Raw genomic sequence first — 14,562 nt, 5'->3', positions numbered from 1 at the left:
GTGGTGACGGACGTGGTGGCGACCGACGTGACGGTGACGGAGATGGTGGAGATGGTTCGCAGACCCCGTGTCGTCCGGCGTGCCGACCTGCACGCGTCGGTCTCCGATCCGGCGGCGGCGTCGATGAACTTCCTCAACGAGGTCGCGGGGCGGTTCCCGGACGCCGTGTCGCTGGCCGCCGGCCGGCCCTACGACGGCTTCTACACCGCCCACGACATCGACCGGTTCCTGGCCGTGTACCGCGGGCACCTGGCCGAGCGCGGCCTGTCCGCGGCCCAGATCGACCGCACGCTGCTGCAATACGGCCGCACCAACGGCGTCATCGGCGACCTGATCGCGCGGATGCTGGCCACCGACGAGGGGATCGAGGTCCCCTCGGACGCGGTCATGGTCACCGCCGGCTGCCAGGAGGCGATGATCATCGCCCTGCGCGGGCTGTGCTCCGGGCCCGACGACGTGGTGCTGGCCGTCGAGCCCTGCTACGTCGGCTTCACCGGGGCCGCGCGGATCCTGGACATCGACGTGGTGCCGGTCCCCGAAGCGCCGGACGGGCTCGACCCGGAGGCCGTGGTGCGGGTGGCCGCCGAGGTGCGGGCGTCGGGGCGGCGCCCGCGGGCGCTGTACGTCGTGCCGAACTTCGCCAACCCCTCCGGGGTGTCGATGCCGGTGCCGGCCCGCAAGCGGCTGCTGGAGGCGGCGCGCGAAGCCGATCTGCTGATCCTGGAGGACGACCCCTACGGCTTGTTCGGCCTCGACGACGAACCGCGTCCGACGTTGAAGGCGCTGGACAGCGACCACTCGGTGATCTACCTGGGCTCCTTCGCGAAGTCGGTGTTCCCGGGCGCGCGCGTCGGGTTCCTGGTGGCCGACCAGCCGGTCGTGGACGCCGCGCACCACCGGACGCTGCTGGCCGACGAGCTGTCCACGGTGAAAAGCATGCTGACCGTCAACACCTCGCCGATCGCGCAGGCGGTGGTCGGGGGCATGCTGATCGACTCCGAGTTCAGCCTGCGGACCGCTAATCGCGGCAAGGTGGAGCACTACCGCACGAACCTGCGGACCCTGCTGGAATCGCTGTCGCGGGAGTTCGGCGACGATCCCCGGATGCGGTGGAACGCGCCGGAGGGCGGGTTCTTCGCGGTGCTCGACGTCCCGTTCGAAGCGGACGAGGAACTGCTGGAGGTGTCGGCGCGGGACTACGGCGTGCTGTGGACGCCGATGAGCTACTTCTACGGCTCCGGCGGCGGCGAGTGCGCGATCCGGCTGTCGTGCAGCGTGCTGGAGCCGTCGCAGGTCGAGGAGGGCGTGCGGCGGCTGGGGAAGCTTGTGCGGGACCGGGCGTCGTGACCGGAGCCGGGCTGTTGTCCTCGGGCGGCGGGGGTGAGCGCGGGGCGGGCCGGTGCCGGGTCGAGGAGTCCGGGGCGGGCGCGTCCGGGGCCGGCGGGTCGGCGGCCGGGGCGTTCGAGATCGGCGTGTCGGAGCCGAAGCCGGAGTCGGAGCCGCAGGCGGCGGCGAGCGTGGTCGCGGCCTGGCTCGTGGACGACGGCCTGCCCGACGCGGAGGTCGCGGAGCTGTTCGGCCTGCTGGACGCGGACGAGCGGCGGCGCGCGGTCCGTAAGGACACTGTCGACGGACGGCGGCGCTACGTCGTGGCGCACGGAGCGGTGCGGCGGATCGTCGGGGAGCACCTCGGGGCGCCGCCCGCCGATCTGCGCTGGCGGATCGGCAAGCACGGCAAGCCGGCCCTCGACGGCGCCTGGACCGGGGTCCAGGTGAACCTCTCGCACTCCGGCGGGCTGTGCCTGGTGGCGCTGTCCGGCCGGCGCGCCGTCGGGATCGACGTCCAGCGCTACGTTCCGGCGCTGAACGTGGTGGGGATGGCGCGGCGCTACTTCGCCGCCGAGGAGGCGCGGCAGGTCGCGTTCGCCGCCGATCCGATCGACACGTTCGCGCAGCTCTGGGCCCGTAAGGAGGCGGTCTCCAAGGCCGCCGGCGGCCGCCTGACGCAGATTCTGCCGCTGGTCGCGTCGGCGGAGCGCGCGGTGGTCGAGACCCCGGCGTCGGCCTACCGGTTCGCCGACGTGGAGGTGCCGGCGGGCTTCCGGGCGGCCGTCGCGCTGGAGGGCGACGCGCCGTTCCGGGTCGAGCTGCGGGCGTGGCGGCCGTGACGGACTATCTGGACCATGTGAGCCACTCGGACTGCTCCGACCACTCCGACTGCTCCGACTGCTCCGACTGCTCCGACCGCTCCGACCGCTCCGACTGCTCCGACCGCTCCGACCGCTCCGACCGCTCGGACTGCTTCCGCGAGGTCGCCGATCCGTACTGCCTGGAGCCCGGCGAGGCCGAGGCGTTGCTGACCGGGCATCCGTGGCTGCGATTCGCAGTGCTCGGCGACAGCATCGCCGAGGGCGTCAGCGAAGCAGTGCCCGGATACAGCCCGCAGCCGTGCGCCGACCGGGTCGCCGCGGAACTCGGCCGCGGGCAATCAGAATTCGAATACCTCAACCTGGGGCGGCGCGGACTGCGCGCACACGAGGTGCGCGCCGGCCAGCTGGACGCGGGGCTGGCCTTCGGCCCCGATCTCGCCTTCGTCGCCTGCGGCGCGAACGACGCCTTGCGGCCCGGCTACGAGACGCGCGCCGACGCGGTGGACGCCGAGACCGCCGCCATTATCAAGGCTCTGCAAGGCATCGGGGCGCTGGTGGTCACCGTCTCGATCTTCGTGCGGCCCGTCTACCCGAGCCTGCCGGCCTGGCTGCGTCCCACCGGGACCGAGCGCATGGCCATGCTCGGCGCCCGCACCGCCGCTGTCGCGGCCGGCCTCGGCACCGTCCATGTCGACCTGGCCCGGCACCCCATCGCCTCGTCGATGGACTCGACCAGCAGCGACGGGCTGCACGGCAACGCCCGCGCGCAGACCGTCGCCGCCACCGAGATGATCCGGGCGCTGGGCGCGGTGCTGCGGGGTTCGTCACCTTCGCGGGCCTCGGCGCCCTCGCTGTCGTCGCTTCCATCGCTGTCCTCGCCGTCATCGCTGTCCGCACCGGCCCTCGCCGTCCGACCCCACCACCTTCGGGAGTCCTGATGCTCGACCCGCAGATCGAAGCCATGCGCGAGCGCCGGATGCGTGCCGCCACCCCGCAGCTCTACACGTTGTCGCTCGCCGAGGCACGCGCCGCCGACCTGGAGTCGATCCAGGCCGAGGCCGGCGACCCGGAGCCGGTGCACGACGTCAGCGAGCACCTGCTGCCGCTGGGGGACCGCAAGATCGCGGTGCGGGTGTATCGGCCGGTGGCGGAGCGTCCGCTGCCGACGCTGTTCTACTTCTTCGGCGGCGGGTGGACGTTGGGGAGCCTGGACACGTCCGACGCGGTGTGCCGGAGCCTGGCCAACACGGCCGGCTGTCAGGTTGTTGCGGTGGGGTACCGGTTGGCGCCGGAGCATCGTTTCCCGGCGGCCGTGGAGGACTGCCACGACGCGCTGACCTACGTCGCGGCGCACGCCGACGACTTCGGGGTCGACCCCGGGCGGATGGCGGTCGGCGGGGACAGCGCCGGCGGGAACCTCGCCGCGGCGGTGGCGCTGATGGTCCGCGCGGACGGCATCGCGGCGCCCGGGGAAGCGGTCACGCTGTCGGGCCAGATCCTCGTCTATCCGAACACCGATCAGCTGGCCGACGACGCGTCGCTGCGGGACAACGACGACCCCTGGCTGTTCAACCACCGCTCGGTGGGGTGGTACCGGAGCCACTACCTGGCCGACGAGGCCGACGCCGTCGACCCCCTGGCCTCGCCGCTGCGCGCGCCGGACCTGTCCGGCCTGCCGCCGGCGCTGGTGATCACGGCCGAGTTCGACCCGTTGCGCGACCAGGGCGAGGCGTACGCGGCGCGGCTGGCCGAGGCGGGGGTCGAGGTGGACGTCACCCGGTATCCGGGGATGGTCCACGGGTTCTTCACGATGCTCGACTCGGTCGACGCGGCGCGCGGCGCGATCGTGCAGGCGGCCGGCATGCTGCGGCAGTGGTTCGCGACAGAATGACCGCATGAAGCTGGAACGGGTTGAGCTCCGTCGCATCGACCTTCCGCTGCGGACGCCGTTCCGCACCTCCTTGGGGTTGGAGCTGCGCCGGGACATCCTGCTGCTGCGCGCCGAGACGGCCGACGGGGTGGGATGGGGCGAGTGCGTCGCCCTGCCCGAGCCGGGCTACAGCGAGGAGTACCTCGACGGGGCGTCCGCCGTGATCCGCCGCTTCCTGCTCCCGGCGGTGGCCGCGCTCGGCGACTTCACGCCGGCGACCGCCGCCGCCGCGATGGCGGCCGTGCCGGGGCACCCGATGGCGAAGGCGACGGTCGAGATGGCGCTGCTGGACGCGTGGCTGCGGACGCGGGAGACGTCGCTCGCCGATCACCTGGGCGGCGTCCGCGCGTCAGTGGACTGCGGGGTGTCGGTGGGGATCGCGGAGTCGGTGGGGGCGCTGCTGGCGGAGGTCGAGGGGTACGTCGAGCAGGGCTACCGGCGGGTCAAGCTGAAGATCGAGCCGGGATGGGACGTCGAACCGGTCCGCGCGATCCGCGAGCGGTTCCCCGACGTGGCGCTCCAGGCCGACGCGAACGCCGCGTACACGCCGGCCGACGCGCGCCGGCTGGCCGAGCTCGACGCGTTCGAGCTGGTGATGCTGGAGCAGCCACTGGGGAGCGGCGACGGGGGACTGCGGGACCACGCCGCCCTGGCAAGGATGGTGCGCACGCCGATCTGCCTGGACGAGTCGATCACGTCGGCCCGCGCCGCCGTCGAGGCCATCGCGCTGGGAGCGTGTTCGGTGGTGAACATCAAGGCCGGACGCGTGGGTGGGTACCTGGAGGCGCGGCGGATCCACGACGTGTGCGCGGCGCACAGCGTGCCGGTGTGGTGCGGGGGGATGCTGGAGACGGGACTGGGCCAGGCTGCGAACTTGGCACTGGCGGCGCTGCCGGGTTTCACGCTGCCCGCTGATATCGCTCCGACGGAGCGGTACTTCGACGGTGACGTGACGGAGGCCGTCGTGATGGATGCCGAGGGGAGGATCGTGGTGCCGACCGGGGCGGGGTTGGGGGTGGAGGTTGTCGACGAGGCGGTTGAGGCGGTGACGACGGGGGTGGAGGTGGTCGTTCCCGAGTCTTGGTGATCGGCTACAGGTCCGGCGCGGAATCGCCCGCCCGGGGCTCACGACCCTCCGCGAGCCAGAACATGTAGCCACGCAGGTACTGTTCGAGCCCGTCGTCGAGGTAGGCGACGAAGTCGCGCAGGCCACGCGCGCCGTCGTGATAGTGGCCGTGGTACAGCGGATGCGTGTTGCCGGCCCACTCACCCGCGAGCTCGACGGCCCACTCCCGGAGCCCACCCCGCTCGCCCCACCAATCGCGGACAGCCTCCACGGTCCAGTGATCGTCGCCGTCCCAGCCGTAGCCGCAGTAGCCGTCCACCCGCGCGGCGGACACCAGATTCCCGGTCTCGGCCTCGTTCACAGGCTGCCGGTACACGAACTCCCAGCCGAAGCCACCGCCGAGGTCGTTGTCGTAGGCGATGTGATCGGGCGCATCACCCCGCGTCGCCTGCAACGTATCGGTCTCCGCCGCATAGAACGGCCCAGGAACATTGCGCGACTTCCGCTCAGCCCAGTTGCCGGTGAACGTCGGGTAGACGTCCGCGGCGACCAGGCGCTGCGCTGTCGGCAGCGGGTTCCAGTATGTGATCACGGTCTGCCCCCGTGGGTCCGGTGAGTGACGGTGATCAGCATACTGAAGGCCAGCAGAATCAGATCAGATCAGCTAACAGTGCGGAACGACGATCCAGTAACCGGGCGAAGTCTGTTGCAGGCTACTGATGGTAGTCGAGCTGTACTTGCCCATGTCCTGGTTCGAACCGATCGCGTAGCTGTCGCCGCCGTAGATGAAGTAGGAGCGGCCGGCCAGGTTCTGCGAGACGTTGTCGGTGGTGTAGCAGTTCGGGAGCGGTGGTGGTGGGGTGGAGGTTCCGGTCGTGGTGGCGGTGACCGGGGCGGATCGGGTGCCGGTGGCGCCGGTGGGGTCGACGGCGGCGACTGTGTAGGCGTAGGCGGTGCCGGGGGTAAGGCCGGTGTCGGTGAAGGTTGTCGAGGTCAGGGGTGTGGTGTTGGTCTTAGCACCGGCGCGGTAGACGTTGTAGGACGCTGCGTTGGGCACGGCGGTCCAGGACAGGGATGCGGAGGTGTCGGTCGTGCCGGTCACCTTCAGGCCGGTGGGGGCGGGCAGGGACGGCGGGGTCGGGGACTGGTTGTCGAGCCCGAAGAACTTCATCGAGTAGTAGGTGGAGCAGATGTAGTCGAGGAAGTAGGCGCCGGTCGCGCCGCAGTTGTCGAGGGCGGAGCCGGGATGGACGGCCAGGCCGTGGCCCATGCCGGGGATGGAGAAGGTCTCGACGGCGGGCTTGCCGCTGGGGTCGTTGTAGACGTTCTCGGTGGTGTTGCCGGTGAGGGTGGCCGAGGAGCTGGGGGTTTGGGCGATGCCCCAGACGTTGGTCCACTGGTCGCGGGACTCGTCGAGCGCCACCGGCTTCACGAGGTAGTCGGAGGCGCCGTTCCAGATCTGGACGCGGGGCCAGGGTCCTGCGTAGGGGCCGGCGGAGGTGGCGGGAGCCTGAGCGCGGACCAGGTCGCCCCACTGTTTCGGCGTCTTGGAGTTGGTGTTGGTCGAGGTGCAGGCCGAGTCTGTGATGCCGGCGGTCGTGCACTGGGCCGGCGGGCCGGAGTCGATGGAGCCGGCGGCGAAGACGTCTGGGTAGGCGGCGAGGAGGTCCGCGGTCATGCCGCCGCCGGCGGACAGGCCGGTGATGTAGATGCGGGAGGGGTCGGCGTTGTAGTGGGCCTCGGCGTATTGGACCATCTGGAAGACCGACAGGGCCTGCCCCTTGCCGCGCGTGTCGTTGGCGGTGTCGCCCCAGTCGAAGCACTTCGAGGTCAGGCCGCTGCCGGAGGGCTGCTCGGGGAACACGAGGGCGAAGCCGTAGAGGTCGGCGTACTTGGGCCAGCCGGACGAGGTGTAGTAGTCGTTGGCTGATTGGGTGCAGCCGTGCAGCGCCAGGACGAGCGGCGGTTTGGCGGCGAGGGTCGTCGGGAGGTATGCGTACATGTTGAGGGCGCCGGGATTGGTGCCGAATGAAGGGACTTGGGTGAGGGTCGGGGCGGTGGCGGTCGTAGTGGTTGTGGCGGTCGTGGCGGTTGCGCGGGCGGAGGCGATCGCGGTCGCCGGGCTCGGCGTCGCCAACAGCGCCACGGCGCCGACTATTGCGGCGAGTCGGTAGAGCCACGTGCGGGTGGGGCCGCTTCTTCGTACCACTGTGAGCTCCCTGAATCAGGAATCTGCCGGTCGGGGTGGGGGCCGGTCGCGTGTCGTGGTGAACGTATGAAGCGGTTAACGCCGCGGCAATGTGGGCGTCGCACGGTGTTGGGCCACCGCGGATGGCCGGAGGTCATACACTCGTACGGTACGAACGGGGGTTCCGATGTACGAATCCGAAGACGCCTGGCGCGACGTCGACGCCTACTTCGTCGACATGCTCCTGGTCGAGGACGAAGCGCTTACCGCCGCCCGCGAGTCCGGCCACAAGACCACGATGCCGCGCGCCGAGGTGGCCCCGAACCAGGGCAAGCTTCTTGCGATGCTGTGCCAGATCTCGGGCGCGGCTCGCGTACTGGAGTTCGGCACCCTGGCCGGCTACAGCACCATCTGGCTGGCCCGTGCCGTCGGCGAGCACGGCCACGTCACCTCCCTTGAGCTGGAGGAGCAGAACGCGGCGGTCGCCCGCGCGAACCTGGCCCGCGCAGGCGTGTCCGACGTGGTCGACATCATCGTCGGTCCCGCGGCACAGTCTGCGCGGCGACTCATCGAGCAGGGCGCACAGCCCTTCGACTTCGTCTTCATCGATGCCGACAAACCCAGCAACCCCGAGTACCTGCGCGCATCGCTCGCCCTCACGGCTCCCGGAAGCGTGATCGTCATCGACAACGTCGTGCGCAACGGCGCCGTCACCGATCCCGAAAGCACCGACGACCGGGTTCGAGGCGTGCGGACCGTCCTCGCGGACATCGCCCGCGACCCCCGGCTGGACGCAACCGCACTTCAGACGGTCGGATTCAAGGGATGGGACGGCTTCACCATCATCCGCCGGACCCGCTGAACCCGATTCGCCGAGCCCCGACAAGCCGCTCACCCACCCCGCGCCGCCAAAAACCACCGGGCTCGGCGGAAAACCTCCGCCGAGCCCGGTCGCCTCAACCTTCGCGAACCCTCGCGAACCCTCGCGGACCTCAGCCCGCGTACTTCTCAATCGCGCCGATGATCTTCGGCCGCAGCTCGCTGGCCTTGATCACCTCGTCCACCGAGCCCACCCGCACCGCGCGCTGGATGCTGTGCAGCGCGTCGAACTCGGTCGCCACCTCGCCGAGCTTCTCGGCCCGCACCGTTGCGCGCAGCTCGTCGAGTTCGGCCGCCAGCGCCGCGCGGTCGGCACCCGCCGCCGCCGTCACCCGGGCCTCCAGCTCCCGGATGCGCGGGTCGTTGGCGGTGCGGGCGTTGACGTCGCCGGAGAACACCACGGCCGCGGCCGGGGCGCCGCCGAGGACGGAGGCGTAGGAGCCCTCGATGGCCAGGACGGTCATGTTGGGGTTCAGGGCCTTCGAGAACACGACGAAGGCGCCGCCGTGGTACCGGGAGATCACACAGAAGACGATCGGCCCCTGGAAGTTGACGATCGCGCGGCCGATCTCGGCGCCGTACTCCAGCTGGAGCTTGCGCATGGACTCCGGGGAGCCGTCGAAGCCGGACAGGTTCGCCAGGACCACCAGGGGGCGGTTGCCGCTGGCGCTGTTGATGGCGCGGGCGACCTTCTTGGAGGACTGCGGGAACAGGGTGCCGGCGGTGTAGGTGTCCGGGCCGTCGGTGGGCGGGAAGCCCTTGCGGGGCACCTGGCGGGACTCGAAGCCCACCAAGCAGACCGGGATGCCGCCGAGGTGGACGTCCTGCACGACCGCCGTCTCGGCCCCGGCCATGCCCGCCCAGCGCTCCAGGACCGTGTGGTCCTGGTCGGACAGGGCCCGCATGACGGTGCGGATGTCGAAGGCCTTCTTGCGGTCCGGGTTGGCGGTCGCGGAGAAGATCTCGCCGACGGTGGTGAAGTCGCTGCCCGGCGCGGCGTGCGGGAACGGCGAGATGTCGCGGTCGGAGGGGTCGTTGGTGGTCGCGCGGCGCGGGGCGGTCTCGCCGGGGGCGATGTAGGTGTGGTCGTAGTGCGCCATCAGCACGTCGCGCGCGGCGGTCAGGTTCGGGGCCCAGTACTGCGCCTGGCCGTTGGGGCCCATCACCCGGTCGTAGCCGCCGATGCCGAAGTTGTCCTCGGCGCTGACGCCGCCGGAGAAGTCCAGCGCGTGCTTGCCGGTGAGGACCATCGCCGAGTCCGGCGTCATCACCAGGACGCCCTTGGTGTGCATCAGCATCGTGGCTTCGGCGTTCCAGTACGGCTGCGCGCCGACGGTGGTGCCGGCCACCACGATGTTGATCTCGCCGCCGTCCTGGGTGTACTCCACGATGCGCTTCAGCGCGGAGGCGACCCAGTCGAGGTTCTCGGTGCCGGACTCCATCGAGATGCGCGCGCCCGCGGACAGCGCGTACCACTCGACCGGGACCTTCATCTCCTCGGCGAGGTTCAGGGCCCCGATCACCCGGCGGCACTCCGGCTCGGACAGCGCGCCGAGGGACTTCGTCGGGTCGCCGAGCAGGATCACCCGGGTCACGCCCTGGCGGTGGCGCCGCGTCCGGGTGGTGACCACGCCGGCCACGATCGCGGCCTTGTTGCGGCCCTTCGGCCGGTCCACCGGCACCAGCTTGTGGTCGGCGTCCAGGTCGTGCTCGACGAAGTCGCCGAGCTGGTCGGTGAGCTCGTAGGGGTACACCGTGTTGCGGCTGGCCGCGCGCAGCACCTTGAGCCGGTAGTCGTCCAGCGGCTCGACCGGGTCCAGCGAGGGCTCGCCGACGCTGAGTGTCGGGGCGCCGGCGGAGTCGAAGCGGACCCGGACGGCGATCTTGATCAGCTCGCCGGTCTTCCAGGACCGCTGGCGGCCGATGAGCTCGATCTCCTCCAGCCCGGCGCCGGTGGTGGAGGGCAGGATGCGCTGGGCGATCAGCTCCAGCTCCGAGCGCTTGATGTCGGACGGCGGCCAGATGTAGACCACGATCCGGTTGGTGTTGAAGCGCTTGGCCGAGGGCCGGCGCTGCTGGGCCCGGCGGATGGAGTCCACGCACGCGGCGATGGCGTCCTCGGCCGTGGGCAGCGCGACCAGGCGGCCGTCGTGCTCGCGCAGCTCGGTCAGGTCGCGGATCTGGGTGAAGGCCACCAGGCGGTCGTCGGCCGGGTTCTCCCGGGCCACGCACTGGTACAGGTACACGTCCTCGTCCGAGGACGGCAGGCGGGTCAGGTCGAAGTTGCTCAGCCGCTCCAGCTGCATCCGCTCGGCGATGTACGGGTGCAGGCCCCGGATCAGCCGCTCCTCGGTCATCCCGGTGCTGAACCGGCGGAAGGTGAAGTGGTGGTGCATCACCGCGTTGCGGCGCCCGGCCACGGTCGTGGTCACCCGCCGGACCTGGCCGGGCAGCGGGTGCGCGCTGATCACGCGCTGCAGCTCGGCCGCGGCCTCGTCGGTGTCGGGCTGGTTCTCCCACAGCAGGTAGACGTCGGCGTCCAGGGCCCCGCCGGCGGCGCTGATCTCGGCCAGCCCGTCCAGCGCGTCGCCGAGCCGCTCGAACGGCACCGCGGCCGATACCAGGCGGGAGCCGTCGCGCTCGGCGACCACGAACGTGCTGCCCGCCGCCTTCGCGGTCTGCACGCCGGTCAGGCCCTTGTTGCCGTAGTAGCGCCGGGTCAGGACCTCCAGCATGACCGAGTTGTCCAGGTCCGGGTGCACCAGGCGCTGGCCCAGCAGCCGGACCAGCGGCTCGGTGCTGCGCACCATCTCGGCCATCCGCTCGGCGCGGTCCTCCGCACGCGGGTTCTCGTCCAGGTAGCGCAGGTTCTTGCGGACCTCGGCGTAGACGCGCGCCCGGTGCCGGCGCAGCAGCGGCTGGCCGAACCAGGCGTAGACCACGCCCCGGGCCAGGTCCGCGACGTTCGGGAAGCGCACCTGGGTGGCCGCCACCAGGCGCTCCAGCGCCAGGCCGGCGGGCTCGCGCAGCGACTCCTCCGGCGGCAGCTCGCGCAGCCAGGTGCGCAGCAGCGCGGCCACCACCGCGGCGTCGACCGAGGCGCGCTGGCGGGCCAGGAAGATGCGGAACACCGCCGCCTCCAGCTCCGGCGAGCGGTCCAGGTCCTTGAGGCCGTAGTGGGCCAGCGCCTTGCCCAGCGCCGCCTGGAAGGTCTCGGGCAGGCCGGCCCGCTCCACGTCCAGGGTCTGCAGGTAGGTGTGGAAGTACTCGTGGGCGCTGTGCAGGTGGCTCTCGCCGCCGCCCTCCTCGCCGCCCGGCCGGTTGCGGCCCAGGGCGGCCAGATCGGCGAAGACCTCGATCAGGTCCAGCTCGCCGCCCAGCGGGCGCAGGCCGTCCTCGACGGCCGAGGTGCGGGCGCTGAGATAGTCCTCCAGCACCCGGCCCTCGTCGTGCGGGTCGACGTCGAAGCCCAGCAGCAGGCTGCGCAGGTCCTCCAGGCCGCGCTTGACCCGGGCCCGGGCCGGGACCCGCGACGGCGTGGCCGGCAGGTCCAGCTCCGCGGCCTCGGCGGCCGGCGCGGCGGCCTCGTCGCCGTCCTGCGCCACCGGCTCCAGGCGCAGCAGCGCGGCGCCGGTCTCGACCTGGGAGCCGACGGTGACCGCCAGCTCCTTGAGCCGGGCCTTGAACGGCGCGCGCAGCACCGTCTCCATCTTCATGCTCTCCAGCACCACCACCGGCGCGCCGGCCTCGACCTCGGCGCCGACCTCCAGCGGGGTGGCGATCACCAGGGCCGGGGCCGGGGAGCGGACCACGCCGCCCTCGTCCCGGCTGACCCGGTGCGTGACGCCGTCCACCTCGACCAGGTGCACCGCGCCGTGGGTGGCGGTCAGCAGCCGGAAGCGCTCGCCGTTGACCACGATCTGGCCGGTGTGCCGGTCGAAGCGGTCCAGGTCGACGTCGGCGGTGCGGACCTGCTCGCCGGTCTCGATGCCGACCCGGAAGCGCTGGGCGCCGACCCGGGCCACCCGGACCCGGTAGGCCGCGCCGCGCAGCTTCAGGTCCAGCGGGCGGCCGGACTCGTGCTGCACCTGCGGGCGGCCGCCGGAGGCGGTGGACACCAGCCGGGCCCGCTCCAGGCCCTCCTCCTGCTCGTAGGCGTCGATGGCGGCGGCGGCCAGCGCCACCGAGGCGTTGCGGTGCGAGACCAGGCGGCCGGCGGCCCGGACCCGGTCGATCCAGCCGGTGTCGGCGGAGGCGTCGATCACCTCCGGCTGGTCCAGCAGGTCCAGCACGAAGCTCTTGTTGGTGGTGCCGCCCTCGATCACCACCGAGGTCTCCGCCATCGCCCGGCGCAGCCGGCCCAGGGCCTCCTCGCGGTCCCGGCCGTAGGCGATGACCTTGGCGATCATCGAGTCGAAGTCGGCCGGGATGGTGTCGCCCTCGGAGACGCCGGTGTCCACCCGGATGCCGGGGCCGGCCGGCAGGTCCAGGCGCGCGATCCGGCCCGGGGACGGGGCGAAGTCGCGGTCCGGGTCCTCGGCGTTGAGCCGGGCCTCGATGGCGTGCCCGCGCTCGGCCGGCGGCTCGCCGTCCAGGGTGCCGCCGGCGGCCACGTGCAGCTGCGCCTTGACCAGGTCGAACCCGGTGGTGGCCTCGGTGATCGGGTGCTCGACCTGCAGGCGGGTGTTGACCTCCAGGAAGGCGAACTGCCGGTCGCCGGGGTGGTACAGGAACTCCACGGTGGCCGCGCCGCGGTAGCCCACGCGCACCGCCAGCCGCTCGGCCGAGGACTTCAGCTGCGCGGCCTGCTCGGCGGACAGCACCGGGGAGGCGGACTCCTCGATCACCTTCTGGTTGCGGCGCTGCACCGAGCAGTCGCGCACGCCCAGCGCCCAGGCCGTGCCCTGGCCGTCGGCGATGACCTGCACCTCGACGTGCCGGGCCCCGGTGACCAGGCGCTCCAGGAAGACCACGCCGGAGCCGAAGGCCCGGGCCGCCTCGGCGCTGGTGCGCTCGTAGGCGTCGACCAGCTCGGCCTCGTCGGTGATGACGCGGATGCCGCGCCCACCGCCGCCGGCGGTGGCCTTGAGCATCAGCGGGTAGCCGATCTGCCCGGCCGAGACGATCGCCGCCTCCAGGGTCTCCACCGCGCCGCGGCTCCACGGCGCCACCGGCACGCCGACCTCCTCGGCGATCAGCTTGGCGCCGATCTTGTCGCCGAGCTGGCGCATGGCCTCGGCGTCCGGGCCGATGAAGGTGATGCCGATCCGGCTGCAGAGCTCTGCGAAGGCCGGGTCCTCGGCGACGAAGCCCCAGCCGACCCACGCCGCGTCGGCGCCGGACTCCAGCAGCGCGCGCTCCAGCACGGCCAGGTCCAGGTAGGGGCGGTTCGCGGCCGGACCGAGGTCGTAGGCGATGTCGGCTTCGCGGACGAAGGTGGCGTCCCGGTCCACGTCGGTGTGCAGCGCGACGGTCTCGATCGGGGCGGCGCTCCCGGCGCTGAGCTCCCGGACCGCGTGGATCAGCCGCATAGCGGCTTCACCTCGGTTGACGATGGCGACTCGACGAAACACCGGCCGGGCCCTGCCCTTCCACTATTTGAAGGCACCAGTCGCACGACCGGTTGGGCTGGGCCGGTTTCCCCGCGCAGTCGATGGTTTCGGCCGGACGTACTGGATGTGACTGGTCGGAGTGTAGTGGATATGAGTGGAGGCGCTGTGGAGCGTTCGGGGAGAAGGGGGCTACTTGGGGGCTACTTGGGGGGTACTTGGGGGGTACTTGTCGGTAGGTTCTCGGATTGTGCTGTGGGTGTCACCTGCGGCGATGGGCGGAGGGGGGTGGCGGGGGCCGGGGGAGGGCGGGGGGAGGGCGGGATCTGGTTTAGGGGTAGGGGTGGGGTGGTGGTGGGGGAGTCTCAGCAGCCGGTGTGGGAGCCGGTGGCGGATTTGATCAAGTACTTGTTGTCGGCGTAGCTGAGTGTGTAGGTCAGGGTCCAGATGCTGCACGTCTGGTTGGGGTTGTCGCCGGGCCCGAAGCCGGCCGACTGCTGGCTGCGGAAGGTGATCTCGGCGGTGGTGACGGGGCCGGTGCCGGTCGGGCTGAGGGTTTTGAGCAGGCCCTGGTCGTCGGTGCTGGTGGATTCGGACTTTTTGAAGGATGCGCGCTGCTGGGCGTCGTTGGGGTTCACGACGCCGTTGGGGTCGTAGAGGGCGAGGGCGGCGTCGAAGTTCTTGGTGTTGACGGCGGTGAAGTAGGTGTCGAACAGGGTGGCGACGGCTGCGGCGCGGGGGTCGGGGACGAGGGTGGGGTCTATTTGGACGGCGCCTATGGCGGTGGTGATGGGGGGTGG

Annotated in this window: 9 protein-coding genes and 1 pseudogene; 6 read left to right on the top strand and 4 right to left on the bottom strand. The window is 71.7% G+C overall.

Annotated features, from left to right (window positions below; genetic code table 11):
* The first annotated feature begins 51 nt into the window (after positions 1 to 51).
* From ABD481_RS42120 to menC, 5 genes and pseudogenes are all read left to right on the top strand, one after another.
* Entirely contained in the window at positions 52 to 1,347 is a 1,296-nt protein-coding gene (locus ABD481_RS42120; protein ID WP_425559409.1) for an aminotransferase-like domain-containing protein, read from the top strand.
* Positions 1,344 to 2,168 carry a 4'-phosphopantetheinyl transferase family protein gene (locus ABD481_RS42115; protein ID WP_344671523.1) on the top strand — a complete coding sequence of 275 codons (825 nt, stop codon included), beginning with the start codon at positions 1,344 to 1,346 and terminating at the stop codon, positions 2,166 to 2,168. Before ABD481_RS42120 ends, ABD481_RS42115 begins: the two co-directional genes overlap by 4 nt.
* A 161-nt stretch (positions 2,169 to 2,329) precedes the next feature.
* A pseudogene (locus ABD481_RS42110) lies at positions 2,330 to 2,989 on the top strand (SGNH/GDSL hydrolase family protein); the annotation flags it as partial.
* 98 nt (positions 2,990 to 3,087) lie between these two features.
* Positions 3,088 to 4,041, top strand: a complete 954-nt coding sequence (locus ABD481_RS42105; protein ID WP_344671522.1) for an alpha/beta hydrolase — start codon at positions 3,088 to 3,090, stop codon at positions 4,039 to 4,041.
* Between the two features lie 4 nt (positions 4,042 to 4,045).
* Entirely contained in the window at positions 4,046 to 5,167 is a 1,122-nt protein-coding gene (menC, locus tag ABD481_RS42100; RefSeq protein WP_344671521.1) for an o-succinylbenzoate synthase, read from the top strand.
* Positions 5,168 to 5,171: 4 nt separating this feature from the next.
* On the opposite strand, the gene ABD481_RS42095 is transcribed toward menC, so the two are convergent.
* Both ABD481_RS42095 and ABD481_RS42090 read right to left on the bottom strand, forming a co-directional pair.
* Positions 5,172 to 5,738 (bottom strand): ferredoxin, encoded by a 567-nt coding sequence (locus ABD481_RS42095; protein ID WP_344671520.1) that lies wholly within the window; start codon positions 5,736 to 5,738, stop codon positions 5,172 to 5,174.
* A 72-nt stretch (positions 5,739 to 5,810) separates the two neighbouring features.
* Positions 5,811 to 7,292 (bottom strand): extracellular catalytic domain type 1 short-chain-length polyhydroxyalkanoate depolymerase, encoded by a 1,482-nt coding sequence (locus tag ABD481_RS42090; RefSeq protein WP_425559408.1) that lies wholly within the window; start codon positions 7,290 to 7,292, stop codon positions 5,811 to 5,813.
* A 229-nt stretch (positions 7,293 to 7,521) separates the two neighbouring features.
* Between ABD481_RS42090 and ABD481_RS42085 the strand changes: the two genes are divergently transcribed.
* Positions 7,522 to 8,196 carry an O-methyltransferase gene (locus tag ABD481_RS42085; RefSeq protein WP_344671518.1) on the top strand — a complete coding sequence of 225 codons (675 nt, stop codon included), beginning with the start codon at positions 7,522 to 7,524 and terminating at the stop codon, positions 8,194 to 8,196.
* A 130-nt stretch (positions 8,197 to 8,326) separates the two neighbouring features.
* Here the strand turns inward: ABD481_RS42085 and ABD481_RS42080 are convergent, their stop codons facing one another.
* Both ABD481_RS42080 and ABD481_RS42075 read right to left on the bottom strand, forming a co-directional pair.
* Complete coding sequence (locus ABD481_RS42080; protein WP_344671517.1) at positions 8,327 to 13,786, bottom strand: ATP-binding protein; 5,460 nt, start codon at positions 13,784 to 13,786, stop codon at positions 8,327 to 8,329.
* Between the two features lie 341 nt (positions 13,787 to 14,127).
* A partial coding sequence (locus tag ABD481_RS42075) for a Cif family virulence factor (protein ID WP_344671516.1) occupies positions 14,128 to 14,562 on the bottom strand: 435 nt, incomplete at its 5' end.

This window comes from Catenulispora yoronensis (genome assembly GCF_039531695.1).
Classification (GTDB): Bacteria; Actinomycetota; Actinomycetes; order Streptomycetales; family Catenulisporaceae; genus Catenulispora; species Catenulispora yoronensis.
The sequence above is the reverse complement of the archived record's forward strand: the minus strand, read 5'-3'. Positions and strand labels throughout refer to the sequence as shown.